At 59.6% G+C, this 25,353-nt stretch carries 23 protein-coding genes; 14 read left to right on the top strand and 9 right to left on the bottom strand.

Features of this window, described 5'->3' with window-relative positions; translation table 11 throughout:
* From BZK31_RS09500 to BZK31_RS09490, 3 genes are all read left to right on the top strand, one after another.
* Positions 1-1,161: an ABC transporter ATP-binding protein gene (locus tag BZK31_RS09500; RefSeq protein ID WP_083182444.1), complete on the top strand. Its 1,161-nt coding sequence runs from the start codon at positions 1-3 to the stop codon at positions 1,159-1,161.
* Positions 1,162-1,288: 127 nt separating this feature from the next.
* Positions 1,289-2,650 carry a carbohydrate porin gene (locus BZK31_RS09495; RefSeq protein WP_083182443.1) on the top strand — a complete coding sequence of 454 codons (1,362 nt, stop codon included), beginning with the start codon at positions 1,289-1,291 and terminating at the stop codon, positions 2,648-2,650.
* Positions 2,651-2,776: 126 nt separating this feature from the next.
* Positions 2,777-3,652: a D-hexose-6-phosphate mutarotase gene (locus tag BZK31_RS09490; protein ID WP_083182470.1), complete on the top strand. Its 876-nt coding sequence runs from the start codon at positions 2,777-2,779 to the stop codon at positions 3,650-3,652.
* A 108-nt stretch (positions 3,653-3,760) separates the two neighbouring features.
* Here BZK31_RS09490 and BZK31_RS09485 read toward each other — a convergent pair whose 3' ends face one another.
* Entirely contained in the window at positions 3,761-4,627 is an 867-nt protein-coding gene (locus tag BZK31_RS09485) for a MurR/RpiR family transcriptional regulator (protein ID WP_083182442.1), read from the bottom strand.
* Between the two features lie 218 nt (positions 4,628-4,845).
* On the opposite strand from BZK31_RS09485, the gene zwf reads away from it, so the two are divergent.
* Genes zwf through BZK31_RS09470 form a run of 3 tightly spaced genes read left to right on the top strand, consistent with a single transcriptional unit; the run spans position 4,846 to position 7,707 of the window.
* Positions 4,846-6,315: a glucose-6-phosphate dehydrogenase gene (gene zwf / locus BZK31_RS09480; RefSeq protein WP_083182441.1), complete on the top strand. Its 1,470-nt coding sequence runs from the start codon at positions 4,846-4,848 to the stop codon at positions 6,313-6,315.
* Entirely contained in the window at positions 6,302-7,015 is a 714-nt protein-coding gene (pgl, locus tag BZK31_RS09475) for a 6-phosphogluconolactonase (protein WP_083182440.1), read from the top strand. The genes zwf and pgl overlap by 14 nt, the downstream gene beginning before the upstream one ends.
* Positions 7,016-7,032: 17 nt before the next feature.
* Positions 7,033-7,707 (top strand): bifunctional 4-hydroxy-2-oxoglutarate aldolase/2-dehydro-3-deoxy-phosphogluconate aldolase, encoded by a 675-nt coding sequence (locus BZK31_RS09470; RefSeq protein ID WP_029241971.1) that lies wholly within the window; start codon positions 7,033-7,035, stop codon positions 7,705-7,707.
* 151 nt (positions 7,708-7,858) lie between these two features.
* On the opposite strand, the gene BZK31_RS09465 is transcribed toward BZK31_RS09470, so the two are convergent.
* Positions 7,859-8,101, bottom strand: a complete 243-nt coding sequence (locus tag BZK31_RS09465) for a DUF3820 family protein (protein WP_083182439.1) — start codon at positions 8,099-8,101, stop codon at positions 7,859-7,861.
* Positions 8,102-8,320: 219 nt separating this feature from the next.
* On the opposite strand from BZK31_RS09465, the gene BZK31_RS09460 reads away from it, so the two are divergent.
* Positions 8,321-8,794, top strand: a complete 474-nt coding sequence (locus BZK31_RS09460; protein WP_083182438.1) for a PA2169 family four-helix-bundle protein — start codon at positions 8,321-8,323, stop codon at positions 8,792-8,794.
* Between the two features lie 90 nt (positions 8,795-8,884).
* Here BZK31_RS09460 and BZK31_RS09455 read toward each other — a convergent pair whose 3' ends face one another.
* From BZK31_RS09455 to BZK31_RS09435, 5 genes are all read right to left on the bottom strand, one after another.
* Positions 8,885-10,411: a sensor domain-containing diguanylate cyclase gene (locus tag BZK31_RS09455; RefSeq protein ID WP_083182437.1), complete on the bottom strand. Its 1,527-nt coding sequence runs from the start codon at positions 10,409-10,411 to the stop codon at positions 8,885-8,887.
* 202 nt (positions 10,412-10,613) lie between these two features.
* Positions 10,614-11,978 (bottom strand): heavy metal sensor histidine kinase, encoded by a 1,365-nt coding sequence (locus tag BZK31_RS09450; RefSeq protein WP_083182436.1) that lies wholly within the window; start codon positions 11,976-11,978, stop codon positions 10,614-10,616.
* Positions 11,968-12,645, bottom strand: a complete 678-nt coding sequence (locus tag BZK31_RS09445; protein WP_083182435.1) for a heavy metal response regulator transcription factor — start codon at positions 12,643-12,645, stop codon at positions 11,968-11,970. Before BZK31_RS09445 ends, BZK31_RS09450 begins: the two co-directional genes overlap by 11 nt.
* Before the next feature lie 10 nt (positions 12,646-12,655).
* Positions 12,656-15,757 carry a multidrug efflux RND transporter permease subunit gene (locus tag BZK31_RS09440; RefSeq protein ID WP_083182434.1) on the bottom strand — a complete coding sequence of 1,034 codons (3,102 nt, stop codon included), beginning with the start codon at positions 15,755-15,757 and terminating at the stop codon, positions 12,656-12,658.
* Positions 15,754-16,920 (bottom strand): efflux RND transporter periplasmic adaptor subunit, encoded by a 1,167-nt coding sequence (locus BZK31_RS09435; RefSeq protein ID WP_083182433.1) that lies wholly within the window; start codon positions 16,918-16,920, stop codon positions 15,754-15,756. The genes BZK31_RS09440 and BZK31_RS09435 overlap by 4 nt, the downstream gene beginning before the upstream one ends.
* Positions 16,921-17,198: 278 nt before the next feature.
* On the opposite strand from BZK31_RS09435, the gene BZK31_RS09430 reads away from it, so the two are divergent.
* The 7 genes from BZK31_RS09430 to BZK31_RS09400 all read left to right on the top strand — a co-directional run bounded on the left by BZK31_RS09430 (position 17,199) and on the right by BZK31_RS09400 (position 24,145).
* Positions 17,199-17,585 (top strand): hypothetical protein, encoded by a 387-nt coding sequence (locus BZK31_RS09430; protein ID WP_157900718.1) that lies wholly within the window; start codon positions 17,199-17,201, stop codon positions 17,583-17,585.
* A gap of 336 nt (positions 17,586-17,921) precedes the next feature.
* Positions 17,922-18,506 carry a fimbrial protein gene (locus BZK31_RS09425; protein WP_083182431.1) on the top strand — a complete coding sequence of 195 codons (585 nt, stop codon included), beginning with the start codon at positions 17,922-17,924 and terminating at the stop codon, positions 18,504-18,506.
* 61 nt (positions 18,507-18,567) lie between these two features.
* Positions 18,568-19,323 carry a fimbrial biogenesis chaperone gene (locus BZK31_RS09420; protein ID WP_083182430.1) on the top strand — a complete coding sequence of 252 codons (756 nt, stop codon included), beginning with the start codon at positions 18,568-18,570 and terminating at the stop codon, positions 19,321-19,323.
* 144 nt (positions 19,324-19,467) lie between these two features.
* Positions 19,468-22,035, top strand: a complete 2,568-nt coding sequence (locus BZK31_RS09415) for a fimbria/pilus outer membrane usher protein (RefSeq protein ID WP_083182429.1) — start codon at positions 19,468-19,470, stop codon at positions 22,033-22,035.
* Between the two features lie 41 nt (positions 22,036-22,076).
* Positions 22,077-22,817 carry a fimbrial biogenesis chaperone gene (locus tag BZK31_RS09410; protein ID WP_083182469.1) on the top strand — a complete coding sequence of 247 codons (741 nt, stop codon included), beginning with the start codon at positions 22,077-22,079 and terminating at the stop codon, positions 22,815-22,817.
* A gap of 1 nt (position 22,818) precedes the next feature.
* Entirely contained in the window at positions 22,819-23,820 is a 1,002-nt protein-coding gene (locus tag BZK31_RS09405) for a fimbrial protein (protein WP_083182428.1), read from the top strand.
* Between the two features lie 94 nt (positions 23,821-23,914).
* A complete protein-coding gene (locus BZK31_RS09400) occupies positions 23,915-24,145 on the top strand; it encodes a hypothetical protein (RefSeq protein ID WP_083182468.1) in 231 nt (76 codons plus the stop codon).
* 12 nt (positions 24,146-24,157) lie between these two features.
* Here BZK31_RS09400 and BZK31_RS09395 read toward each other — a convergent pair whose 3' ends face one another.
* A complete protein-coding gene (locus tag BZK31_RS09395) occupies positions 24,158-24,910 on the bottom strand; it encodes a YkgJ family cysteine cluster protein (RefSeq protein WP_083182427.1) in 753 nt (250 codons plus the stop codon).
* A gap of 97 nt (positions 24,911-25,007) precedes the next feature.
* Positions 25,008-25,334 (bottom strand): hypothetical protein, encoded by a 327-nt coding sequence (locus tag BZK31_RS09390; protein WP_083182426.1) that lies wholly within the window; start codon positions 25,332-25,334, stop codon positions 25,008-25,010.
* Positions 25,335-25,353: the final 19 nt, after the last annotated feature.

The raw sequence follows: 25,353 nt of genomic DNA, 5'->3' as shown, positions 1-25,353 counted from the left end.
ATGGCGACTCTCGAGCTACGCAACGTCAACAAGACATACGGTTCCAACCTGCCGGACACGCTGAAAAACATCGAACTGGCGATCAAGGATGGCGAATTCCTGATCCTGGTCGGCCCGTCCGGTTGCGGCAAATCCACTCTGATGAACTGCATCGCCGGGCTGGAAAGCATCAGTGGCGGAGCGATTCTGATCGACGGCGAAGATGTCAGCGGCACCAGCCCCAAGGATCGTGACATCGCGATGGTGTTTCAGTCCTACGCGTTGTACCCGACCATGAGCGTGAAGGAAAACATCGCCTTCGGCCTGAAAATCCGCAAGATGGCCCCGGCGGCCATCGAAGAGGAAGTGGCGCGGGTCGCCAAGCTGCTGCAGATCGAGCACCTGCTCAATCGCAAACCGGGCCAGTTGTCTGGCGGTCAGCAACAGCGTGTGGCGATGGGCCGCGCACTGGCGCGTCGGCCGAAGATCTACCTGTTCGACGAGCCGCTGTCCAACCTCGACGCCAAGCTGCGGGTCGAGATGCGCACTGAAATGAAGCTGATGCACCAGCGTCTGAAAACCACCACGGTCTACGTGACCCATGACCAGATCGAGGCCATGACGCTGGGCGACAAAGTGGCGGTCATGAAGGATGGCATCGTGCAGCAGTTCGGCACGCCGAAGCAGATCTACAACGATCCGGCCAACCTGTTCGTCGCCAGCTTCATTGGTTCGCCACCCATGAACTTCATTCCACTGCGTCTGCAACGTCAGGACGGCCGTCTGGTGGCGCTGCTCGACAGCGGTCAGGCGCGTTGCGAACTGCCGGTCGGGGTCAGCGATGCCGGTCTTGAAGACCGCGAAATCATTCTCGGTATCCGCCCGGAGCAGATCACTCTGGCCAATGGCGAGCCGACAGCACTGCCCACCATTCGCGCCGAGGTCCAGGTGACCGAGCCGACCGGTCCGGACACGCTGGTGTTCGTCACCCTGAACCAGAGCAAAGTCTGCTGCCGCCTGGCGCCAGACGTTGCGCCGCAGGTCGGTGAGAGCCTGACCCTGCAATTCGATCCGTCCAAAGTGCTGCTGTTCGATGCCAAGAGCGGCGAGCGTCTGGGTGTGCTGGGCAATCAGCCGTCGACAGAGCGCGTGAACAATGTTTCCCAGTTGAACCGCAAGTGATAGGTTGTTCCACCGAGCACAGCTGGCAGGTCGCCGATTGCCTGTAGGCGCGACCCGCCAGCGAACACGAAGCAGTGAATGTAAGACGTACACCAAAGCTAATAACAATAAAACGAGGATTGATGGGATGAAGAAGATCAAAAAGGCTAAATCGCATTCCCGGCTGCAGTTGGTAGGCAAGCTGTCCGTTATTGGTGCAATGAGCCTGGCAGGCAGTGCTCACGCGGCCGATGCGTTTTCCTACGACTCACCCTGGATGACAGGTGACTGGGGCGGAAAGCGTACCGAACTGCTCGACAAGGGTTACGACTTCTCGCTCGAATACGTCTCCGAGATGGCCAGCAATATCAAAGGTGGCTACAACGACGACAAGACCGGCCGTTACAGCGACCAGTTCGCGCTGGGCATGAAAGTCGATCTGGAAAAGGTCCTGGGCTGGAACGACGCCGAGTTCAAACTGGCGATCACTGAGCGTAGCGGGCGCAACATCTCCAACGACCGTATCGGCGATCCTCGTGCCGGTACGCTCAGTTCCTCGCAGGAAGTCTGGGGTCGTGGTCAGACCTGGCGCCTGACGCAGATGTGGGTCAAGCAGAAGTATTTCGACGGCGCGCTGGACGTCAAGGTGGGTCGTTTCGGACCGGGCGAAGACTTCAACAGCTTCCCGTGCGATTTCCAGAACCTGTCGTTCTGCGGCTCGCAGGTCGGTAACTACGTGAACACCTGGTACAACTGGCCAATCAGCCAGTGGGCCTTGCGCGTGAAGTACAACATCACGCCTGAAGTGTATGCACAGGTCGGTGTCTACGAGCAGAACCCGTCCAACCTGGAAACCGGCAACGGCTTCAAACTCAGCGGCAGCGGCACCAAAGGCATGATCCTGCCGGTTGAACTGGTCTGGACACCTACCGTCAACTCGTTACCGGGTGAATACCGTGTCGGCTTCTACAAGAGCACGCCGAACGCCGATGACGTCTACGAAGATGTCAACGGTCAGCCGCAAGCCGTTACTGGCGCAGCGTTCAAATCGCATGACAGCAAGAAAGGCTGGTGGGTCGTCGCTCAGCAGCAGCTGACTGCACACAACGGCGATGCGTCGCGTGGTCTGAGCATCTTCGCCAACGCCACTGTGCACGACAAGGAAACCAACTTCGTCGACAACTACCAGCAGATCGGCTTCACCTACAAAGGTCCGTTCGATTCACGTCCGAAAGATGACATCGGTATCGGTTTCGCCCGTATCCACGTGAACGATGATGTACAGGATCGTCGCCGTCTGCAGAACCAGATCAACAACATCAACGATTACGACAACCCGGGCTTCCTGCCGGTGCAGCAGACCGAGTACAACTCGGAAATCTACTATGGCTTCCACGTCACAAACTGGCTGACCGTGCGTCCCAACCTGCAATACGTCAAGCACCCGGGCGGTGTCGACAAGGTTGACGATGCCATCGTGGCAGGTCTGAAGATTCAGTCGAAGTTCTGATTCAGGAACCGTCGTGAATCATGATTGACGCATAAAGCGATCAAGGGTCGTGTGTGCTTTGCGGGCAGCCTGGCTGCCCGTTTTTTATCTGCTCTGACGTACTTTTTTTTCGGGACGCGATTGGCGATGGCCCTCAACGACGCGCAACTGTCCGAACACCCTCTGCAACGCTTCTTCAAAACCCTGCGCCCCCGACCGACGTTCGAGTGGGAACGCCATCAACTGCGTGATGTACTGGTGATCGATCATCCGCAGTGTCAGGCGGTGTTCAGTCGCCAGGGTGCGCAACTTCTGCATTTCCAGCCTCGTGGTCAGAAACCCTGGCTCTGGTGCGCGGCACAATGGCCGCAGGTCGGGGCGATTCGTGGCGGCGTGCCGGTCTGTTGGCCCTGGTACGGTCGGCATCCCGGCGAAAGCGGCTGGCCGGCGCACGGCTGGGGCCGCCTGCTGGACTGGAAACTGATCGACAGCCAGGAGAGCGCAGCGGGCGTCAGCCTGCATTGGCGCCTGCAACTCTGGGACTGGCAGGCCGACCTGCACGCCGAGCTGGGGCAGGGCATGCAATTGAGCCTGAGCAGTTGCCACGAAGACAGCGAGCCCTGTCACTTCAGTCATGCCCTGCACGCGTACTGGCGCATCAGCGATGTGGCCGATGTGGCGCTGCAAGGTCTGGACGGTGCGCAGGGCTACGACGAGCTGAGTCGTCAGGCCTGCCAGCAACACGGCGAGCTTCGGGTGGCAGGCGGCTGTCAGCGGGTCTTCGAGCATGAGGGTGCGTTACAGCTTCAGGATCCGGCCTGGGCGCGGCAATTCAACATCGACACCGGTGACAGCGCCAATACGGTGGTGTGGCACCCCGGCAGCAGGCCGCTGTTGGGTGTGTGCGGCAGTGAAACGGCAGGCTTCGTGCGTGTGGAAGCGGCGTCAGGCAGCGGCGACCGCTTCAGCCTCGCGCCGGGGCAGCAAGCGCACCTGAAATTACAGGCGCAGCTGGCGTATTGAGCGTTGGCTTTGGGCAACGCTCAGCTTGCTGAGCGAACGTGTTTTTATAGGCGCTGCTGCATCCGCGGGCAAACGCAACGCCGCCCGCGACCGGTGCCTGGTCCGCGCTTAGCCCTGATCCTCGACCGGATAACGACTGTCGTTGAGGCTTTCCTTGATTTTGCGCAGGTGCGGCTGGAAATCCACTCCACGGCGTAAGGTCATGCCTGTCGCCAGCACGTCGAGCACGGTCAACTGGATGATCCGCGAGGTCATCGGCATATAGATGTCAGTGTCTTCTGGCAGGGGAATGTTCAGGCTGACCGTGCTGGCCTGAGCCAGTGGTGAACCGGCGGCGGTAAGTCCCAGCACCGAAGCGCCATTGGCCCGGGCGATGCGCGCCACCTCCACCAGTTCGCGGGTGCGGCCGGTGTAGGAAATGATCACGAACAGCTCGCCGGTGTGGGCCACCGAGGCGATCATGCGCTGCATCAGCACATCGGCATGCGCAGTGACTGCCAGGTTGAAGCGGAAGAACTTGTGCTGCGCATCGAGCGCCACGGGCGCTGAAGCACCGAGGCCGAAGAAGTGGATCTGGCGCGCCTGGATCAGCATGTCCACCGACTTGCTGATCAGTGTCGGGTCCAGTTGCTGGCAGGCGCTGTCCAGTGACGCAATGGCGCTGCCGAAAATCTTCTGGGTGTAAGCCTCGGGGTTGTCGTCGGCTTCGACCGCACGGCTGACGTAAGCCGCGCCACTGGCCAGACTCTGTGCCAGTTGCAACTTGAGCTCCGGATAACCACTGACACTGAACGAGCGGCAGAAACGGTTGACGGTCGGTTCGCTGACCTTGGCCGCCTGCGCCAGCGCCGCGATGCTCAGACGCGTGGCCATCTGCGGGTTGAGCAGAATCACCTCGGCCACCTTGCGCTCGGCCTTGTTCAGCTCATCGAGTCGGCCCTGGATCTGCTCCAGGAGGTTTCGTGTGCGGTCCATTCAAAATCCTTGTCGGGGCTTATTCACCAACGGTTTTTGCTCGAGCTTTTATTAGCCCTTTAGCCTGTAGCAAAGGTGGCCTATCGTACTGAGGGCCTGTGTTGATCACCACTGGAATATGCTTTTAGGCAGAATGTTGTGGTTATTACTACATATGGCCTTGAGTAACGCCTTTAAAAAAGGTATTTGTAGCTTAACTTGATAAAAGAACCAACATTATGCCCTTGATTACGGTTGAACCGTGCACATTTGCCCTGTTTGGTGCCCTGGGGGACCTGGCGGTACGCAAGCTGTTCCCGGCTCTTTATCAGCTTGATCGTGCTGGACTGCTGCACGAAGACACAAAAATTCTTGCGCTGGCCCGCGAGCCGGGTGATGAACAGTCGCACCTGGCCTACATCGAAAAGTCCATGCACCGCTTCATTCCCGAGGCGGAACTGGAAACCGAAAACGTTGCACGTTTCCAGGCACGCCTGAGCTACCTGCATGTCGACTTCCTCAAGGCCGAGGATTACGTGGCGCTGGCCGAGCGCGTCGGCAGTGCCGAAACCCTGATCGCCTACTTCGCCACGCCCGCCTCGGTGTACGGTGCGATCTGCGAGAACCTGGCGTCGGTCAATCTGGCAGACCGTACTCGTGCGGTACTGGAAAAGCCCATTGGCCACGACCTTGCGTCCTCGCGTCGCGTCAACGATGCCGTCGCGCAGTTCTTTCCGGAAAATCGCGTCTACCGCATTGACCACTACCTGGGCAAAGACACGGTTCAGAACCTCATTGCACTGCGTTTCGCCAACAGCCTGTTCGAAACCCAGTGGAACCAGAATCACATTTCCCACGTGGAAATCACCGTGGCTGAAAAGGTCGGGATCGAAGGCCGTTGGGGTTACTTCGATCAGGCCGGTCAACTGCGCGACATGATTCAGAACCATCTGCTGCAGTTGCTCTGCCTGATCGCGATGGACCCGCCCAGCGACCTGTCCGCTGACAGCATCCGCGATGAGAAGGTCAAGGTGCTCAAGGCGCTGGCACCGTTCACCCCTGAGCGTCTGGCGACCCAGGTGGTGCGTGGTCAGTACACCGGCGGCTACAGCGAAGGCAAAGCCGTGCCGGGCTATCTGGAAGAAGAAAATTCCAACACCCAGAGCGACACTGAAACCTTCGTCGCTCTGCGGGCCGATATCCGCAACTGGCGCTGGTCCGGCACGCCGTTCTACCTGCGTACCGGCAAGCGTATGCCGCAGAAGCTGTCGCAGATCGTGATTCACTTCAAAGAGCCGCCGCACTACATCTTCGCGCCTGAACAGCGTTTGCAGATCAGCAACCGGCTGATCATCCGCCTGCAGCCCGATGAAGGCATTTCATTGCAGGTGATGACCAAGGATCAAGGCCTGGACAAGGGCATGCAGCTGCGTAGCGGCCCGTTGCAATTGAATTTTTCCGACACCTACCGCAGCGCTCGGGTCCCCGACGCCTACGAGCGGTTGTTGCTGGAAGTCATGCGTGGCAATCAGAACCTGTTTGTCCGCAAAGATGAAATCGAGTACGCGTGGCAATGGTGCGATCAGTTGATCGCTGGCTGGAAGAAGGCAGGCGATGCGCCCAAGCCTTATGCAGCCGGATCCTGGGGGCCGATGAGCTCCATTGCCCTGATTACTCGTGATGGGAGATCCTGGTATGGCGATATGTGATCTTGAGCTGCCAGCAGGGCTGGTAGCGCGTGAATTCGATAACCCGCAGCAACTGGCCGACGCGCTGGCTGTGAATGTGGCCGAACGCCTGAAGTCGGCCATCGGAGAGGCCGGCCTGGCGACGCTGGTCGTTTCCGGCGGCCGCAGTCCGGTGGCGTTTTTCCAGAGCCTGGCGCAACAGCCGCTGGACTGGAGCAAGGTGGTCGTCAGTCTCGCCGATGAGCGCTTTGTGCCGACCGAGCACGCCGACAGCAATGCCGGGTTGTTGCAGCGGCATTTGCTGCAGGGGCCTGCGGCCAAGGCAAGGTTTCTCGGTCTGTACAGCGTGGCGGGCAGCGTCGAGGAGGCTGCGCAGGCGGCTGATCAGGCGCTGGCCGAGCTGCCACCCATTGACGTACTGATTCTGGGGATGGGCGATGACGGTCACACCGCATCGCTGTTCCCCAATAGTCCGAATCTGACCGAGGCTCTGAGCCTGGAAGGCGAGCGCCGCTGTCTGCCGATGCTCGCACCGAGCGTGCCGCATCAGCGCCTGACCCTGACCCGACGTCTGCTGGCCTCGGCAAAGACACAGATCCTGTCGGTTTCCGGCCAGGCCAAACTCGACACCCTGCGCACAGCGCTGGCAGGCGATGACCTCGCCCAGATGCCAGTGCGTGCGTTTCTTGAACCGTCCCTTGAGATTTACTGGTGCCCATAAGCAAAGGAAACGTCGCCATGACACAGAACGAAAATAATCAGCCGCTCAACAGCATGGCGAACAAGATTGTCCAGATCGACGAACTCTGCGCGAAAGCGAAGATTCTGCCGGTGATCACCATCGCCCGCGATCAGGACGTTTTGCCTCTGGCCGACGCCTTGGCCGCAGGCGGCATGACCGCTCTGGAAATCACTCTGCGTTCGGCGTTCGGCCTGAGCGCGATCCGCATTCTGCGCGAGCAGCGACCGGAGCTGTGTGTCGGTGCGGGTACCATTCTGGACCGCAAGATGCTGGCCGATGCCGAAGCGGCGGGCTCGCAGTTCATCGTCACCCCCGGCAGCACACAGGACCTGTTGCAAGCCGCGGTCGACAGCCCGCTGCCGCTGTTGCCGGGTGTCAGCAGCGCGTCTGAAATCATGATCGGTTACGCCATGGGGTATCGCCGCTTCAAGCTGTTCCCCGCTGAAATCAGTGGTGGCGTGGCGGCTATCAAGGCGTTGGGTGGTCCATTCAACGAAGTGCGCTTCTGCCCGACCGGCGGCGTTAATGAACAGAACCTCAAGAATTACATGGCGCTGCCTAACGTCATGTGCGTCGGCGGGACCTGGATGATCGACAACGCCTGGGTCAAGAACGGTGACTGGGGTCGTATCCAGGAAGCCACCGCGCAGGCGCTTGCCTTGTTCGACTGAGAGGCGTGCGGCAACCGGTTTTTAATCTGACGGATACGTACGGCGCGCTCACGCTGAGCGATGGGCACGACCCGCTTTAAAGAAGTTGTTGTTGGTTGTATGGCTTTGCGGTGTGCCCTGGTCCGGCACACCGTTTTTTTTTGCCTCCCCCTCAAGCGCCGCGGTCTTTGTAAGACTGACGCGGGCGGGTACGCAGCGGGTCGAGTATCTCGCTCAGGCCGTTGTGATCGATCTCTTGCATCAGGGCCAGCAGGCCGCCCAGTTCGCCCTTCGGAAACCCCTCACGCGCAAACCAGTTCAGGTAATGCCCTGGCAGGTCGGCAATCAGACGCCCCTTGTATTTACCGAAGGGCATTTCCTGGGTAACCAGCAGCTTGAGTTTTTCAGGATTCATCGAGACAACCTTCTGTCATTGCGTTCAGGTCGACACGATACGTGCATTCTGCATGCAGGCCAAAGGACAGTTCATGCAGAAGTCACGATAAGTCAATTGTGAAAATTTCGTAACTGCATGAATTTAAAGGTTTATTTTTTTATTCGGAATTGGCATGACGACTGCAATCTTCCAGTCAGAAAGAACTTTCGTATCAACCTGCCATTAGGAAATTATCAAATGACTGATATCAACAAAGAAACGATCTCTATCCTGAATGACCTGATCGAAACCAGCATCGACGGCGAAGAAGGTTTCAAGACCGCTGCTGAAAACGCAAAAAGCCCGCAGGTTAAATCGTTCCTGGCCCGTCGTTCCACTGAAGTAGCTGCATCGGTACGCGAACTTCAGCAGCACGTTCAGCAATTGGGTGGCAAGCCGGAAGATTCGTCCAGCGTATCGGCTGATCTGCACCAGGCGTGGGTCAAGCTGAAGACCGCATTCACCAGCAGCGACGACAAGGCCGTTCTGGAAGAAGTTGAACGCGGCGAAGACGTTGCCAAAAAGTCCTACAGCAAAGCGCTGGAAAAATCCCGCGAGAAGGGTGTTTCCCCAGCAGTGATCGCTGTGATCGAGAAGCAGTACCAGGGCGTGCTGAAGAACCACGACGAAGTCAAAGCACTGCGTGACGCTGCCCGCGCTGCGACTGCGTAACAGGTTGTCACATCGCGGTTCGAAAGAGTTGCGGTCGTAAAGAACGCCAGCCAGTCTGGCGTTTTTTTATGCCTGCCATTCAGACAATGATCAGTTTTGAGCGACAGCGCTCATCGTCGCGATCCGCTGTTCTACCCGGTTTCGACCATTGTTCTTGGCCTGATAAAGCGCTTTGTCGGCCACACCAAAGAACGCGGCAAGCTTGTCACCCGGTTGGACGATCTGTGAGGCAACGCCGATGCTGACGGTGATCGGGTGCTCATCACCGGCAAAGGGCGGCATGGCTTCAATTGCCTTGCGCAGGTTTTCAGCCAGATTCATCGCGCCTTTACCGTCGGTTTCCGGCAGCACTACGACGAACTCTTCACCACCGTAACGCGCCGCCAGATCGCCGGGACGCCGAATATTGCCCGCGATCGTCTGCGCCACCTTGCGCAGGGCTTGATCGCCGCCTTGATGGCCATGCCGTTCGTTGAACGCCTTGAAGTGGTCGACATCGATCATCAGCAGCGACAAAGGCTTGCCCGAGCGCTGCGCCCGCGCCCACTCTGTTTCCATCGCCGTATCGAGTTGACGCCGGTTGTCCAGGCCGGTGAGCCCATCGGTTGCGGCCAGACAGGCAAGTTTGTCCTCGGCGCTGTGACGCCTGCGCAGCTCGCGGCACAGCAGCCCGGTCAGCCACAAAATGCCGAGGCACAGCACGCTGGTCGCCCATCCCACCAGCCAGGCATTGCGCCGCCATACCGCGTAAACCTCTTCCTCGGACTGCCCGATCACGACAATCAGCGGCAGGCTGCCAACCCGTGAGAACGTGTAGAACCGCTGAGCTTTCAACTGCGTGGACCAGGCGGAAAAACTGCCTTCACCTTCCTTGAGCATGCGCTGAAAGTTGGCGGTCTGGCTGTAGTCCTTGCCAATCAGTTCCTGGCCGTCCTTGTCGGGGTGGCGAACAATGAGAATGCCTTTAGTGCTGACCAGATTGATGCTGCTGTCGTTGGCCAGTTTCTGGCTCATGAACAACTGCTTGAAATACACCAGACGCATGGCCGCACTCGCGATACCGAGAAACTCGCCATTGGGGCCTGACATCCGCCGGCTGAAACCAATGCACCAGTCCTTGTAACCCCAGCGCGTCTTGTAGGGCGCGCTGACATGCAATTCCATGGAGGGGTCGACGGCATGTTCCTTGAAGTACGAACGGTCGGAGAAGTTATCGTCGCGGGGTATGACCGATAAGGAGTCTGCCAATATCTCGCCCTTATTATCGAGCAATACCAGATCGCCTTTGTACGGCGCTGCGGTCGAGCGGTCGAACAGCACCAGCTGACGCAGTTCCGGCGACAGGCTTTTCAGATCATAACGTTGCCAGGCCCTGATCATCCCTTGCAGAGAAGAGTCATAGAGTTCGGCATTGCGCATGACGTCAGCGTCGATCAGTTGCACCATGTTGGAAGCGGTACGCGCCGCGGAAAGCGCGGTATCGCTGCGCTCGCGCACCAGCAGGGACGCGACGATGGTGAGAATCGAAAGCACCGACAGCGAGCTGCCGACAATGAGCATCAGCTCAGGTCGGGACCACCTGAAGGGTGCAGTCTGGATGGATGCAGACAACGTCATTGGCTGTACTACCTGCAAACGAATGATTCTTGATAATTAATTGGGATAATTAACTTTATGGGAAGTGTTCTTGTGGGCAGCATATATATCACGGCTCTTGTAACGCTAATAAGAGAGCGCGACGAATAAATACTGTTTTGAATGAATAGGGAGACGTCAAATAATAAGCGTCAATTGTCAGACCGCCGCAGGGATAGACAGATCACCGCGGAAGACTGATGCCAAACGTATTGATGCCCTGTTCGCTGTTCACAAACACCGAGCCGCCGTGCATCAGCGCGATGGCTTTGACGATGGCCAGCCCCAGACCATGATTAGCGCCGCTGTTGCTGCGCGATGCATCCACCCGATAAAACCGCTCGAACAGTCTGGGCAGATGTTCTTCAGGGATTTGCGCGCCGGGATTGGCCACGCCAATGCTCACTTTGTCCTCCTGCGACTGGATGCTGACGTGAATGCTTTCGCCCGCCTGGGTGTGTTGCACGGCGTTGTGCAGCAGGTTGATCAATGCGCGGCGCAGATGGGCCTTTTCGATTGGCACGCTTGCATCGCCGTCCACCAGCACCCGGACCTGCGCGTCTTCGAGGATGAAGTCCAGATAGTCCAGCGTGGTCGCGACTTCCTCCGCCAGTGAAGCCCGGGTCAGTTCCTGAACTTTGGTGCCTTGATCGGCACTGGCCAGAAACAGCATGTCATTGATGATCGAGCGCAAGCGCTCGAGTTCCTCGAGGTTCGATTGCAGCACCTCGAAGTAATGTTCGGCGGAGCGGCCCCGCGTCAGGGCGACCTGGGTCTGGCCGATCAGGTTGGTCAGGGGCGAGCGCAATTCGTGGGCCACATCGGCATTGAACGACTCCAGCCGCGAATAGGCCTGCTCGACGCGCTCCAGCGTGGAGTTGAATGACGCCACGAATTGTTCGAGCTCCGGGGGCAACGGCGACAGTCTCAGGCGTCCGGAAAGCCTGGGCGGGGCAAGTTTCTGCACTTCAAGCGACAGACTGGTCAGCGGCCGCAGGCCGATACGGGCGACCCAGTAGCCGAGCGCCGAGGCGAGCAGAATGCCGAGTGCGGCAAAACCAACCAGCGCGACCAGCAACGCGTGCTGAGTGTGCCAGAACGTTTCGGTATCGATGGCAGTGAGGAAGCGCAGGGCAGGGCGCTGCTCTTTGGGGGCGAACTCACTGACCAAAACTTTGAAGGGGAATGGGTGATCCGCCCGTTTCAGGTCGCGCATGCCCAGAGGGCCTTGGGCGAAACGCCGGATTTCGGCGTCGGGCTTGCCAAACTCGTACACCGGATCATCGCTGACTACCCAGAAGCGCAGGCGTTTGTCTTCCTCGCCAAGCAAGGTCAGCTTGGCTTTGATCTTGCTCCAGTGCTCCGGCGTGCCGTAGCGATTGACCGCCGATTCCAGCACGCTGTAACGCGCATCCACTTCGGCGCGGGGCAGCAGGTCCAGGCTCTTGTCGACCTGTAGGTAAAGCGCCCAGCCGATCAGCAGAAACACGCCCAGTGCAACCAGCGCGAACAGACCGCCCAGGCGCAGCGCAATCGAATCAATCCGCACTGCGGTTCTCCAGCACATAGCCCATGCCGCGAATCGTGTGCAACAGCTTGTGTTCGTGCGGTCCGTCGAGCTTGGCACGCAGGCGCTTGATCGCCACTTCGACCACGTTGGTATCGCTGTCGAAGTTGATGTCCCAGACCATTTCGGCAATCGAGGTCTTGGAAAGAATTTCTCCCTGTCGACGCGCCAGCACGCTGAGCAGCGAGAACTCCTTGGCGGTCAGTTCCAGACGCAGGCCTGCGCGGGTCGCCTTGCGGCTGATGAGGTCGATCCACAGGTCCGCAATGCTGATCTGCACCGGTTCATGGCCGCCGCTGCGCCGGGTCAGGGCTTGCAGGCGCGCCACCAGTTCGAGAAACGAGAACGGTTTGCCCAGATAGTCGTCGGCACCCTCACGCAGCCCGCGAATGCGGTCATCGACCTGCTCACGGGCGGTGAGCATGATCACCGGCGTCTGCTTTCGGGCTCGCAGGGCGCGCAACACGCCAAAACCGTCCAGCCCCGGCAGCATCACGTCGAGGATGATCACCGCGTAATCGTTTTCCAGGCCCAAGTGCAGCCCTTCGATACCGTCACGCGCCACATCCACGGCATAACCCTGTTCGGTCAGGCCGCGACGCAGATAGTCCGCGGTCTTTTCTTCGTCTTCGATAATCAGCACACGCATGCAGCGACTCTCACTCGTGAATGGCCAGGGCCGGTGCTGGCGCGGGATGACGCCGATGGAACAGCCGCTCCAGTTGCAGGTAAATGACTGGCGTGGTGAACAGCGTGAGCATCTGGCTCACCAGCAGACCGCCGACCACCGCGATGCCCAGAGGCTGACGAAGCTCTGCACCGACGCCGAAGCCCAACATCAGCGGCAAGGCGCCGAGCAGCGCGGCCAGGGTGGTCATGATGATGGGGCGGAAACGGGTCATGCACGCCTCGTAGATCGCTTCCTGTGCCGTCAGGCCCTGTTCGCGCTGGGCTTGCAGGGCGAAGTCGACCAGCAAAATCCCGTTCTTCTTGACGATGCCGATCAACAGCACAACCCCGATCAGCGCCATGATCGAGAAATCCTGGCCCATCATCCACAGCAGCAACAGTGCGCCGATACCGGCAGAGGGCAGGGTGGAAATGATCGTCAGCGGATGAACGAAGCTCTCGTACAGCACGCCAAGAATGATGTACACCGCCACCAACGCAGCGAGGATCAGCCATGGCTGATTGGCCAGTGAACTCTGGAACGCCTGCGCCGCGCCCTGGAAGCTGCCGATGATCGAGGCCGGCATGCCGATTTCGATCTTGGCTTCATCGAGCATGCGCACCGCATCGCCGAGGGCAACCCCTGAGGCAAGGTTGAACGACAGGTTGGCGGCCGGGAACATCCCGTCGTGGCTGATCGACAGCGGACCCATGCGCGGTGCGCTGACTTTGGCCAACGCCGACAGCGGCACCATTTCATTGGTCAGCGGCGAGCGCAGGTAGAAATACGCCAAGCTCTCGGCCTTACCGCGCTGTTGCGCGTCGAGCTCAAGAATCACTTTGTACTGGTTGACCTCGGTCTGGTATTCGCTGATCTGCCGCTGACCAAACGCGTCATACAGCGCCTGATCCACATCCGCCGTGGTCAAGCCGAAGCGCGCCGCGGCGCTGCGGTCAATGTCGATGTGCGTCACGCTGCCGCCCAGTTGCAGGTCGTTGGACAGGTCGCGGAACGCCGGGTTTTCGCGCAGTTTTTCGGTCAGTCGCTGGGTCCAGGTATTGAGCAGCTCGCCGTCGTTGCTCTTGAGCACGTATTGATACTGACTGCGACTGGGGCCGGAACTGAGGTTGATGTCCTGTCCGGCGCGCAGGTACAGAACGATGCCCGGCACCTTGGCCAGTTTGGGCCGCAGGCGGTCGATGAATTCGCTGACCGAAACATCGCGCTCGGAACGGGGCTTGAGCGAAATCCAGAACCGACCGTTGGCGATGGTCTGGTTGCTGCCCGACACCCCGACCGAATGCGAGAACGCCAGCACGGCCGGATCGGCACCGACAATCTTCGCCAGCGCCAAGTGTTTTTCCACCATATCGGGGTAGGAAATGTCGGCCGCCGCTTCGGTGGTGCCGAGCGCGAAGGCCGTGTCCTGCACCGGGAAGAAACCCTTTGGGATGGCCATATAGCCCACCACGGCGAGCCCGAGCGTCAGGCCGAACACGCCGAGCATGATTCGCTGATGCGCCAGTGCCTTGCGCAGGCCGCGCTCATACGTGGCGAGCAGCCGCTCACCAAAGCCGGGTGTGGAGTGTTGACCGTGCGAAGGCGCGCGCATGAACAGCGCCGCCAGGGTTGGGGCCAGGGTCAGCGACACCACCACCGAAATCAGAATCGTCGCGGTGGCGGTCAAGGCAAATTCCTTGAATAGTCGTCCGACCACGCCACCCATGAACAACAGCGGAATGAAGGCCGCGATCAGCGAGAAGCTGATCGACACGACCGTGAAGCCAATTTCCCCCGAACCTTTGATCGCCGCCTCGCGCATGCCCTGTCCGGCTTCGAGGTGTCGATGGATGTTCTCCACCACCACGATGGCATCGTCCACGACAAAGCCGACCGCGACCACGATCGCCACCAGCGTCAGGTTGTTCAGGCTGAAGCCGAGCAGATACATCACGGCGAAGCTGGCAATCAGCGAAACGCCCAGCACCGCACTGACGATCAAGGTTGCCGACAGCTGGCGCAGAAACAGCGCCATGACCGCCACCACCAGCAGCACGGCAATCAGCAGGGTCAGCTCCACTTCATGCAGCGACGCGCGAATGGTGCGAGTACGGTCATTAAGCACCGAAACATCGACAGCGGCGGGGAGCATCTCCTGCAAGCGCGGCAGTTCACGCTGGATGCGGTCCACGGTGTCGACGATGTTGGCGCCGGGCTGGCGAAAGATGGCGATGTTGACGCCTTGCTGATCCCCGGACCACGCCTTGACGTAGGCGTTTTCCGAACCGTTCACCACCCGCGCCACATCGCTGAGGTGCACAGGCGCGCCGTCCTTATAAGAAACGATCAGTTGCGCGTAATCCTGAGGCTTGAACAACTGATCGTTGGAGGACAGCGTCGAAATGCTGTCCTTGCCGTACAGCGCGCCCTTGGCCAGGTTCAGGCTGGTCTGCTGCACGGCCTGACGGATGTCGGCCAGTGTCAGACCCAGTGCAGCCAGTTTTTCCGGCGCTGCCTGCACGCGTATGGCCGGGCGCTGCTGGCCGGTGATGAACACCTGGCCGACGCCTTCGACCTGGCTGAGCTGGCGCGCCAGAATGGATTCGGTCACATCGCTCAGCTCGGTGCCCGGCATCAGGCTGGAGCTGACACTGAGGATCAGCACCGGGCTGTCGGCCGGGTTGACCTTGCGCCAGGTCGGCAGGTTCGGCATGTCGGCGGGCAGCCGTCCGGCGGCGGTGTTGATCGCAGCCTGTACTTCCTGGGCGGCGGTGTCGATGCTCTTGTTGAGGGTGAACTGCAGTGTCAGGTTGGTCGAGCCCAGCGCGCTGCTGGAGGTCATCTGGGTCATGCCGGGTATCGCGCTGAACTGCACCTCGAGCGGCGTGGCGACCGAGGAGGCCATGGTCTCCGGGCTGGCACCGGGCAGTTGGGCGCTAACCTGGATGGTTGGAAATTCCGCTTCCGGCAATGGCGCGACGGGCAGACGCGGAAACGCGATAACCCCGAGCAGCACCAGCGCGAAAGTCAGCAGCAAGGTGGCGACCGGGTGGTCGATGCACCAGGCCGACACGGAGCCTCTGCCTTTCATAACGTGCGCTCCACTTGCGCGGTGCGGCTAGCCTCGGCCTGTTCGTTGACCACTTCGATGGACGCGCCGGGTTTGAGGCGAGAATGGCCATCGCTGACCAGCACGTCACCGGCTTGCGGTCCGCTGATCAGGGTCTGCTCGCTGTCTTGATAAAGCACTTTGACCGGCACCACTTCAACCTTCTTGTCAGCCGTGACGCGGTACACGAAATGCTGGTCCATGCCACGCTGCACCACCTGCGGCGTGACCTTCAGCGAATGGCGTTCGATACCGGTCTGGATCTTCACTGTCACCAGTTGCCCCGGCCACAGCCGCTCGCCTGGGTTCTTGAACTGCGCCTTGGCGCGGATCGTTCCGGTGGCGGTGGACACCTGATTGTCGATCAATGACAGGGTGCCTTCGCCCAGCAACAGCCCATTGGCCGCGCTGTCACCCTGATAGGCCTTGACCACCGCCGCCGCGTCACCGGCAATCAGTGCCTGCAGCGTGGGGAGCATTTGCTGGGGCAGCGAGAACTCCACGGCGATGGGGTCGATCTGTGTAACGGAAAATAGCCCGGCGGCGTCGGTCACCCGCATGAAGTTGCCTTCATCGACGTTGCGAATCCCGACCCGACCGCTCACCGGCGACCGAATCTGGGTGTAGGACAGCTGGACCTGCGCGGCATTGATGGACGCTTCGTTGCCCTGAGCGGTGGCACTGAGCTGGCGGACCAGCGCCTGCTGCTGGTCGTAGGTCTGCCTGGAAATCCCGTTACCTTCGGTGAGCTGGCGATAACGCTTCAGGTCCAGTTGCGCTACGTCCAGTTGAGCCTTGTTCTGTGCCAGTTGCGCCCGGGCCTGTTCCAGTGAGGCTCGAATCGAGCGGTCATCCAGCGTCGCCAGCAGTTCGCCTGCCTTCACCTGCTGGCCTTCCTTGACCAGCACGCGGGTCAGAATGCCGTCCACCTGCGGCCGGATGATCACGCTCTGCAGCGACAGCACCGAGCCGATCCCGGTCACGAAACGTGGTACGTCCTCGACCTGCACGGTCACCACTTTCACCGGCACGGCGGCCGGCGCACTTTTCGGTGCCTTGGCGGGGCGCATCAGGCTCCAGCCGACGATCGCCACGAGGGCTGCGAGGAGGGCGACGGCAGTCACAGTCAGGGTCTGTTTACGCATACAGAGAAGGCGCCGGAAGAGTCAAAGTGAAAGTAACGGGTTCCATGACTTCCTTATAGCGCGCAAACACGGTCAGCAGAATGACTTTCAGCTGTCAGGATTGTCAGGAAACGCCCGATCAAGAAATCCCGCACCGAGGCGATACAACGGTAGAGAGGATGACGTGTCGGATAATGAGTGAGTCCTAGGACAATTCCTACACTTTCCTGAAGTTACTTCTGGCAGCGAATTCTTTTCTCGACTTAACTGTAATCAAGCGTTTATCAGCGGGGTGTGGCATGAGCCGTAAAATGTCCGTAGGCAATAACGTTCTGCAACTTCTGTCCACGCCCTCCCGACTGGCGGCGATCGCTTCCATTGCGCTGATGTGCGCCTCGACATCGTCGATGGCGCGAGACGGCGTGCTGAGGTTGCATGGAAGTGTGGTCAATTCAAGTTGCGAAGTTTCGACCTCCGCAACGGATGCGGTCGGTCAACCGGTTCGCTCATTGACCGTAGCGCCGGGTGTCGTGATTCAGATCAATACAGTAAGAAATACCTGTGCCAATGGCGGTGCACCGTTTATTGCCCGGTATCAGGAACTGCCTCTGTCATCGGCGGTTCTGGCTGCCGAACAGTCAGCAGTCACGGTGCGTGCCGGTGTAGTAACACTGACGTATCAATAACTCATCTCCCCGTCGACGCCTATAACCCGTCGCCTTCTTCACGGCGTTGGGTTATTGTCCGACAATATAATCATCCTCGCCTGAATCGTTCCAACTCTGCAGAGTGCCCGATGCAATCATTTGGTTGATCTCTGCACTTGGATATTGCCTGGAACGCTCTGAAACCGTGGCCTGTACGGTATCTCCGGTTATTCCTACAGATGCATCCCGCGTCACGCGTGGTCGTGTCCGTACTTCCAAAGTAATCACACTGACATCCGTTAAAAAGCCGGACACCTATAGTGCTCCCCGTCCGAGTATGGGCACACACGAAATAACACAAGGAAGGTAGTTAGCATGAATAAGCTTTCTCTGACACTGGCAGTCTTGGGCGCAATGAGTTTCGGTATGGCAAGTACCGCGAATGCTGCAAACAACGGCAAACTGATCTTTAACGGAACCCTCACCAATATCTCTTGCGATGTCGCGCCGGGTACGGGTGTGAGTGCGGGTAATAACCCGGGTGAGATTAATGTGGATCTGGGCAACGTTTCGTTTTCGGACATCGGTCTTTCTACCGAAACCCGCTATGAGACAGCAACGCCGATCCAGTTGCTGGTGAACTGCAGTGCCGGTGCCGCTCAATACAACATGGTGAAGATGCGCTTTACCCCACGTAACGGCAGCGGCCTGGACAATAACGACGCGAAACTGCTGCGCACCACCGGCGCTGCCGACGGTGTGGGCATCGGCCTGTTGAACGCCTCCAGTGTACTGATGGACCTGAGCGGTAGCGAAACGATCGACACCACGCTCGTCAAGGACGGTGCCGATGGTGCAACCGCAGAAATCAACTTCGGTGCGGTTTACGTGCTTAACGGTACGCCGACCAATCCAGGTAACGCCGATGGCTTCATGCCGTTCGTGATGGATTACGAGTAACTGCCTGACAGGGCGGGTTTGCCCGCCCTGTCTCAAGCCTGACCAGAGGCGAGCACTCATTATGCTTTTCGATTTCATACGTTGCATTGCGCTTGTCGCGATGGGATTGGCCGTGTCGTCCGTTCATGCGGGCATCGTCCTGAACACGACACGCGTCATTTATCAGGGCGGCGACAAGGAAGCCAGCCTGGGGGTTCAGAACAGCGGCAGCGGAGAAATCCTGTTGCAGTCATGGCTGGAGGCGGCAGATTCCAGCTCCACTGAATCTTCCGGCAGCGCGGGCAGTCTGCCGTTCATCGTAACGCCCGCGCTGGCCCGGATGGCCGGCGGCAGCAAGCAATTGCTGCGCATCATTCATTCCGGAGCCGGTCTGCCTGCCGATCGTGAGTCGGTGCTGTGGCTCAACGTGCAGGAAATCCCTCAGACCGCTGCCGAAAACACGTTGCAGATCGCGATCCGGCAACGCATCAAAGTCTTCTTTCGGCCGCAAGGCCTTGAGGGTGACGTGTTGCAGGCCCCCGAAAAACTGCGCTGGACCTGGGGCGGTGGCGATGTATTGCACGTCGAGAACCCCGGACCGTATCACGTCTCGATGCTGAGGATTTCAGCCCGTCAGCGCGGTACAGAGCGGGTCAGTCTGGACCGCCAGATGCTCGCTCCGCATCAGAAACTCAGTCTTCCCTTGTTGCGCAACACTGACGCTGCGCCCTTGGCGTTGAGCTTTCTCAGCATTAACGACTTTGGCGGCCAGGTGGCTTATGAGGCCCGGTTGCAAGAGGGAACGGCCGGCTACGCGAGCAGGGCTGCGACGCGATAGCGTTGCTTGACCGGCACCGTCCAAGAAATGCAGCCAGCGAATGCTTCCCCATGAGGGCCCGGTCATGACGAAGGTCCAGTCGCCGTGTGCCCGCGCGAAGCATGCGCGGTGTGCGATATAACCGAAGTAGAGTGAAGATCGCTAATGGAATGGCATAAAAAAGATAATAAAGGCGTCATTGCAAGGTCTGTCCGCCCTTGTGCAGGGCGCGGGTCAAAACGTCGTACCGTGCGCGTGGCCTGGTGTTATCCAATCGGTTTCAGCCTGGTGCTGACCTTTTCCGGTACGGTACTGGCTGCGTCTTCGGGGAGCGACGGTGCGTCGGCCTCGGTGAAATTCAACACCGCGTTCATTCAAGGCAGCGACCAGCCGCCGGATCTCAAGGAGTTTCTGCGCGCCAACAGCATTCTGCCCGGCACCTACCGTGTCGACATCTTCGTCAATCGGGCGTTGAGTGGACGCCGTGATGTGATGTTCTCGAAAAACCGCCGCTCGGGACTGATCGAGCCGTGCCTGACGCTGCACATGTTGAACGAACTGGGGCTCGATCTCGCTCGTCTGCCTACGGCACCCGGTCCGGATCAGGCGTGTTTCGATCTGCCTGCCGCTGTCGAATTCGCCCGTGTCGATTACAACCCCAATGCGTTACGTCTGACCATCAGCGTGCCGCAGGCCGTCATGGCGCGCAGTGCCAGAGGCTACGTTTCGCCACAATTGTGGGATGAGGGCGAAACAGCCGCGTTCGTCAATTACAGCTTCAACGGCTCCCGACGTCGCAATCGGGATATCGAGACCGACCAGTATTATCTGGGGCTGCGCAACGGGCTGAATCTTGGGGCGTGGCGGCTGCGCAACGAGTCTTCACTGGTGGGCGGCTCGGACCGATCATGGCGCTTTCGCAGCAACCGTACCTTTGCTCAACGTGACATCACAGTGCTCAAAAGCCAGTTGACGCTGGGAGAGACCTTCAGCGACTCGCAGGTGTTCGACAGTGTCAGGTTTCGCGGGGCGACCCTGGCGTCCGACGACGGGATGCTTCCCGACAGCGAACGCACCTATACCCCGGTCATTCGCGGCACGGCCGAAACCAACGCAACCGTCGAAGTTCGACAGAACGGCTTTTTGCTGTACAGCGGCAACGTCTCACCGGGGCCATTCGAAATATCCGACATCTACCCCAGCGGCTCCAATGGCGATCTTTTGGTGACGATCATCGAGGCGGACGGGCGCCAGCGATCTTTCGTGCAAGCCTATGCTTCGCTACCGATCATGGTGCCAGCCGGTGCATTGCGTTACAGCGTGGCGGCGGGGCGTATCGACAATGAAGGCCAGGCCACTCCGACCTTCACCAGCGCGGCGCTGATTTACGGACTCTCCGAGCGGGTCACCGGATTTGGCGGCTTGCAGATGGCCGAAGACTATCAGGCGGCCAACCTGGGCGCGGGCGTCAACACCGGTCTGGGTGCCGTGTCGCTGGACGTGACCCATTCCATCAGTGAGGAGGCTGAACAGACGCATGCAGGCCAGAGTGTCAGGGTGCGTTACGCCAATACGCTGGATGTGACTAATACCACCCTTGCAATCGCTGGGTATCGCTATTCCACCGAGGATTACCGAACACTCGATCAACATGTGAGCCAGATCGATGAACGATCGAGCGTGTTTCCGGGCGGGCAGCCCAGAGACCGGATCGAGATCAATGTTACGCAGGGGCTTCCCGCACAGAGCGCCTCGCTGAGTCTGACCGGTTCTGAGCAACGTTACTGGAACCTGCCCGGCAAGACCCGTCAGCTTTACCTGTCTTACAACGCCGCCTGGCATTCAGTGAATTACAGCCTGTCCATCGAGCGCAACGAAACGTTCGGGCGAACGGGTGAGACGACGCCTGACACTCGCATCGCATTGAGCATGACCGTACCACTGGGCTCGAACCCCGGCTCATCGCGCCTGTCGTTCAACGGTGTGCGCGACAGTGCCGGCGATTACAGCGTGCAGACAGGCCTCAATGGGCAGGTGCTGAACGACCGCGATACGTTCTATTCGGTACAGACGGGACGTGACAGCAATTCGGGCAATTTCGGCGCCGGGAAAATCAATACCACCATGCCGTTCGGCCGATTCGAAGCCGGTTACAGCCAGGGGCGCGAGTATGACGCGTTGACACTGGCCGCCGCAGGTTCGCTGGTGGCGCATGCCGGTGGCATCAATTTCGGACAGTCGCTGGGCGAAACCTTTGCGCTGGTGCAGGTGCCGGATGTCAGCGGTGCGCGGTTGAAGTCGTTCAACAACGTCGCGACCGCAGGCAATGGCTATGCCGTATTGCCTTATGCGCAACCGTATCGCACCAACTGGATCAGTCTGGATACACGTCAGTTGGGCGCCGATATCGACCTGGACAGTGCGGTGACCCAGATCGTGCCGCGTCGTGGAGCCATGCCGTTGGTGCGCTTCGCCGCGGCATCGGGTCGGCGGGTTCAGTTCGTGCTGGTACGTGGCGATGGCAGCCCGATTGCACTGGGCGCCAGTGTCGAGGACGAGCAGGGCAGGGCGCTCGCGGTCGTCGATCCGAACAGCCAGGCGCTGGTGTTGAGCGAGCACGACACTGGCACCTTGCGGGTGCGCTGGTCGGATCAAGTGTGTCATGCACCGTTCACACTGCCGCCGAAGGATCCGGCGCGGGCGTACGAGCGGCTGACGGTGACCTGTCAGTGATCAGGTTGACGGGCTGGCGAGGCTTCATTTTGTTTGGGCTGATGCTCGTGACCGGTTTCCCGGTTCAGGCCGCGCTTTCCCTGACGGGAACACGTCTGGTTTTTGATGGCCGAGACCGGGAAGCCAGCCTCGAGATCCGTAATCGCGGATCCAGCGAGGTGCTGATTCAGAGCTGGCTGAGCGATCCGCGTGACGACGATGACACGCCTTCGGCGCAACGCGAGCCGTTGCCGTTTGCCGTCACACCGCCACTGTCACGTCTGGCAGCAGGTGAAAAAACACTGTTGCGCATCCTGTATCAGGGCGCGGGCATGGTGGGTGACCGGGAGTCATTGCTGCATCTGTATGTACTCGAGATTCCCCAACGACGTGAGGGCCGCCGCCAGCTCAACATTGCCGTGCGTCAGCGCCTCAATGTGTTTTATCGACCGGTCGGTCTGCCGGGAGATCCGGCCGACACCGCTGCCCGGTTGCGCTGGGTGATCGCTTTGGATGAGCAAGGAAATGGGCTGCTGCAGGTCAGTAATCCAACGCCTTACCACGCTGCGCTTGAAACCCTCGCTGTGGACGGTATTCCGGTCAGCCATGACGCGTTGCTGGCGCCTGGCGATCGACTGGAGTTTGCGTTGACCGGGAACCGGCAGTCCGTCACGAACCATCGCTTGAACTTCAAGGCGCTGACCGACTATGGCGGTCAGCGCAGCTACTGCGCACGCCTGAACGGACAGGCGTCATCAAGCGCCCATCTGCTGGACGACACTTCTCTTCAGGATGAATGCTGATATGAAACACTTACTTGTAAGATACGGCTCTCGGGCCTTTGCCCTGCTGATGCTGATGATGCCGACGTCGGTCTTTGCGCTGGTCTGCAAGACGCAAGGCGCCGGTGAGATGACCATTCGCGGGCAATTGAGCAGCACTGTCGCGATTCCCGCATCGGTTGCCGACGGTGAAGTGGTCTGGCGTTCCGAGCCGCTGACCATTCAGGTCGACTGTTTCAAGGACAGCCAGCAATCGGTCCAGGAAGAAATATTCGTTTACCTCAACCCCGATAACCTGCCCATCGGTCAGGGCATTCGTGCCGGGGTGACGCTCCAGGGTGTCGATCACGTGCACAGCAGTGGTCGAATCGGTACGGGGCAGTATCTGCCGCCCTGTCATGAAGGTGACGGGAATATCGATCAGTGCCCCAAAATCAGTTTCAATCTGGGGTTTTCGGTGTTCATCCAGAAGTTCGGCGCCACTCCGCCGTCGGGTGTGGCGAGCACATTGCTCGATTATCGTTTCTTTCAGCTGGACGGCGCAGGTCCGCAACCGGTACCGGGCCGCAGCCTCGATTACACGATCGACAACTTGAGCGGTTTGCGCTTCGTCGCCTGCGACGCCGAACTGGAAGTGTCTCCGGAAACCGTCGAATTTGGCGAACTTCCCATTCAGAACGTCGCCATTGGCAGGGTGTTCGCCAGTCAGCCGTTTTCGCTGGTGACCAGTCGGGCCTGTGATTCGCCGTTCAGCATCAATGCCCGCTTTCGCCCGGTGAGCGGCACCGTCTCAGGCACGGGGGATGTGCTGGTCCCTACCGCCAATCCTTCACTGGGGATCAGGATTGTCAGTGCGGTGAGTGGCAATCCGTTGGCTTACAACGAACTGTTTCATCTGGCCGAACTGTTGGGAGAAACCCACGCCTCCCAGGCAGACTTCAATGCGCAATTGCTTTGGAACAGCACCCGACCTCAGGTCGGGCCCTTCGATGCCGAAGTCATGGTGGATCTGTTCTACAAATAATGGCGACAGGAGGCTCGGGCGAGTACTCGACGATTGCTGTATGCTGCGCGACCGCGGGCGTTCGCCCGGCCATTTCGACTTTTCTGGTGCCACCATGACCACGCCTGAACAACCCCCTGTTCAAGACCCTGCAACCGATGTGTTAGACACTGCCGAAAAGAAAGCGGCGGTTGCACCGTTCAGCTTTCCGTTCAAGCCGTCGGAGTTCGCGCAGGCCAGGAAGGACAAGGATCAGGCCTGGTATCAGAAGTCGAATAAGTCGAGCCATCACAAGACCCCCGGTGCAGCGCCGTCCGGCACGCGCCGCTCCATGGGCAAGCGCTGATCGGCTGTTGTTTCAAGCGGCCTGCAGCGGAATGAAGAGGTAGGACACCGGCTCCCGGACCGTCACATCGGCACCGGCAGCCTGCAGCGTGTCGATGACCGTCTGCCCGGCAACGTGAAATTCCCACTCTGCAGTGTCGGTCAGTTCTTCTGCACTGTCGGCGACCTGCTCGATGGCAGATGCGAAGGCGCTCATGTCGGGCAGATACGCCACGAAACCATTGCCTTTGAGGGCTGTGGTGCGAATCCCCAGTTTCTGGCAGATCGCTTGTTTGGCCTTGATCTCGTCGCGGTCGGCCTGACGGGATTGCTCGATCAGCGCCATCAGTTGCGTATCCACGAGTTTGCCACCAACGATCAGATCCGGGCCCTGTTCCCAGGCTTCTGGTGGGCAACCCTTGGTTTCCGGGCGCAACGGGATATGCGGATTGATTTCCATCGGATAGATCCGGCACACCAGCGGCCGCCGTTCATAGATGCGGCACAGATTCTCTTCGTCAAGATTCCGGCAGCGGCCCACATTGTAGGCGGCAAAGGTGATGGCAACGTAAGCCGTGGTCTGACCGCTGTTCACCTCGGTAGAGCGGCGGGTGGCGTGGGTCAGCTGCGCTTCGGGGACGCCGTAGCCGTTACTGAGAAACGCCTCGGTCAGGACGATCACCGTACCGCCGTCTGCCGCCCACTGCGTGGCTTCGGTGAGAGTGAGCGGGACGTGGTGGTCGGTGCAGCAACCGCCGCAGCCGGTGCAGGAAAACTGGGTGTTCATGGTGTCCGTGGCCCATCCGTGACTGACGCCGGGTGTGACAACAATTCAGTTGCCAACCGGCTGATGGCGAACAGGAAGCAAATTGTGCGCCAGCGGTTTATTGCCTGGGGGTGCCTGCCTCGACGCTGTCCCACTCGGTTACCGTGGCCTGTCGGTTTTTGCGGTGGTAAAGACACAGTTCGGTGCCTGTGCGGTTGTTCATGTATTTTTGCGGGTAACGTCCACGCAACAGCAGGGCGCTGTAACCGACCCGGTCGTCGAACTGGGCGCTGCTTCCCACGGCAGAGGCGTTCTTGAGCTGGCTGGCTTTTAGGCAACTGGCCAGCATCGCCTTGTCCAGATCACTCCAGGCCTGCGGGCTTGACGCATTGGCCTGTCCGGTGAGCAATAACAGGACTGCCAGCAACAGGAGGGGGGATTTCATGTCGGTCTCCATGAACCGC

The sequence above is a fragment of the Pseudomonas floridensis genome, assembly GCF_002087235.1.
GTDB classification, from domain to species: Bacteria; Pseudomonadota; Gammaproteobacteria; order Pseudomonadales; family Pseudomonadaceae; genus Aquipseudomonas; species Aquipseudomonas floridensis.
The sequence above is the reverse complement of the archived record's forward strand: the minus strand, read 5'-3'. Positions and strand labels throughout refer to the sequence as shown.

Excerpts from the sequence above, each read along its gene's own strand:
- zwf (WP_083182441.1), top strand. The coding sequence starts at position 4,846 with ATGCCCTTGATTACGGTTGAACCGTGCACATTTGCCCTGTTTGGTGCC.
- BZK31_RS09420 (WP_083182430.1), top strand. The coding sequence starts at position 18,568 with ATGCTTTTCGATTTCATACGTTGCATTGCGCTTGTCGCGATGGGATTG.
- BZK31_RS09410 (WP_083182469.1), top strand. The coding sequence starts at position 22,077 with ATGCTCGTGACCGGTTTCCCGGTTCAGGCCGCGCTTTCCCTGACGGGA.
- BZK31_RS09460 (WP_083182438.1), top strand. The coding sequence starts at position 8,321 with ATGACTGATATCAACAAAGAAACGATCTCTATCCTGAATGACCTGATC.
- BZK31_RS09470 (WP_029241971.1), top strand. The coding sequence starts at position 7,033 with ATGACACAGAACGAAAATAATCAGCCGCTCAACAGCATGGCGAACAAG.
- BZK31_RS09445 (WP_083182435.1), bottom strand. The coding sequence starts at position 12,645 with ATGCGTGTGCTGATTATCGAAGACGAAGAAAAGACCGCGGACTATCTG.
- BZK31_RS09390 (WP_083182426.1), bottom strand. The coding sequence starts at position 25,334 with ATGAAATCCCCCCTCCTGTTGCTGGCAGTCCTGTTATTGCTCACCGGA.
- BZK31_RS09400 (WP_083182468.1), top strand. The coding sequence starts at position 23,915 with ATGACCACGCCTGAACAACCCCCTGTTCAAGACCCTGCAACCGATGTG.
- BZK31_RS09425 (WP_083182431.1), top strand. The coding sequence starts at position 17,922 with ATGAATAAGCTTTCTCTGACACTGGCAGTCTTGGGCGCAATGAGTTTC.
- BZK31_RS09440 (WP_083182434.1), bottom strand. The coding sequence starts at position 15,757 with ATGAAAGGCAGAGGCTCCGTGTCGGCCTGGTGCATCGACCACCCGGTC.
- BZK31_RS09415 (WP_083182429.1), top strand. The coding sequence starts at position 19,468 with ATGGAATGGCATAAAAAAGATAATAAAGGCGTCATTGCAAGGTCTGTC.
- BZK31_RS09485 (WP_083182442.1), bottom strand. The coding sequence starts at position 4,627 with ATGGACCGCACACGAAACCTCCTGGAGCAGATCCAGGGCCGACTCGAT.
- BZK31_RS09495 (WP_083182443.1), top strand. The coding sequence starts at position 1,289 with ATGAAGAAGATCAAAAAGGCTAAATCGCATTCCCGGCTGCAGTTGGTA.
- pgl (WP_083182440.1), top strand. The coding sequence starts at position 6,302 with ATGGCGATATGTGATCTTGAGCTGCCAGCAGGGCTGGTAGCGCGTGAA.
- BZK31_RS09395 (WP_083182427.1), bottom strand. The coding sequence starts at position 24,910 with ATGAACACCCAGTTTTCCTGCACCGGCTGCGGCGGTTGCTGCACCGAC.
- BZK31_RS09405 (WP_083182428.1), top strand. The coding sequence starts at position 22,819 with ATGAAACACTTACTTGTAAGATACGGCTCTCGGGCCTTTGCCCTGCTG.
- BZK31_RS09465 (WP_083182439.1), bottom strand. The coding sequence starts at position 8,101 with ATGAATCCTGAAAAACTCAAGCTGCTGGTTACCCAGGAAATGCCCTTC.
- BZK31_RS09455 (WP_083182437.1), bottom strand. The coding sequence starts at position 10,411 with ATGACGTTGTCTGCATCCATCCAGACTGCACCCTTCAGGTGGTCCCGA.
- BZK31_RS09500 (WP_083182444.1), top strand. The coding sequence starts at position 1 with ATGGCGACTCTCGAGCTACGCAACGTCAACAAGACATACGGTTCCAAC.
- BZK31_RS09490 (WP_083182470.1), top strand. The coding sequence starts at position 2,777 with ATGGCCCTCAACGACGCGCAACTGTCCGAACACCCTCTGCAACGCTTC.
- BZK31_RS09430 (WP_157900718.1), top strand. The coding sequence starts at position 17,199 with ATGAGCCGTAAAATGTCCGTAGGCAATAACGTTCTGCAACTTCTGTCC.
- BZK31_RS09435 (WP_083182433.1), bottom strand. The coding sequence starts at position 16,920 with ATGCGTAAACAGACCCTGACTGTGACTGCCGTCGCCCTCCTCGCAGCC.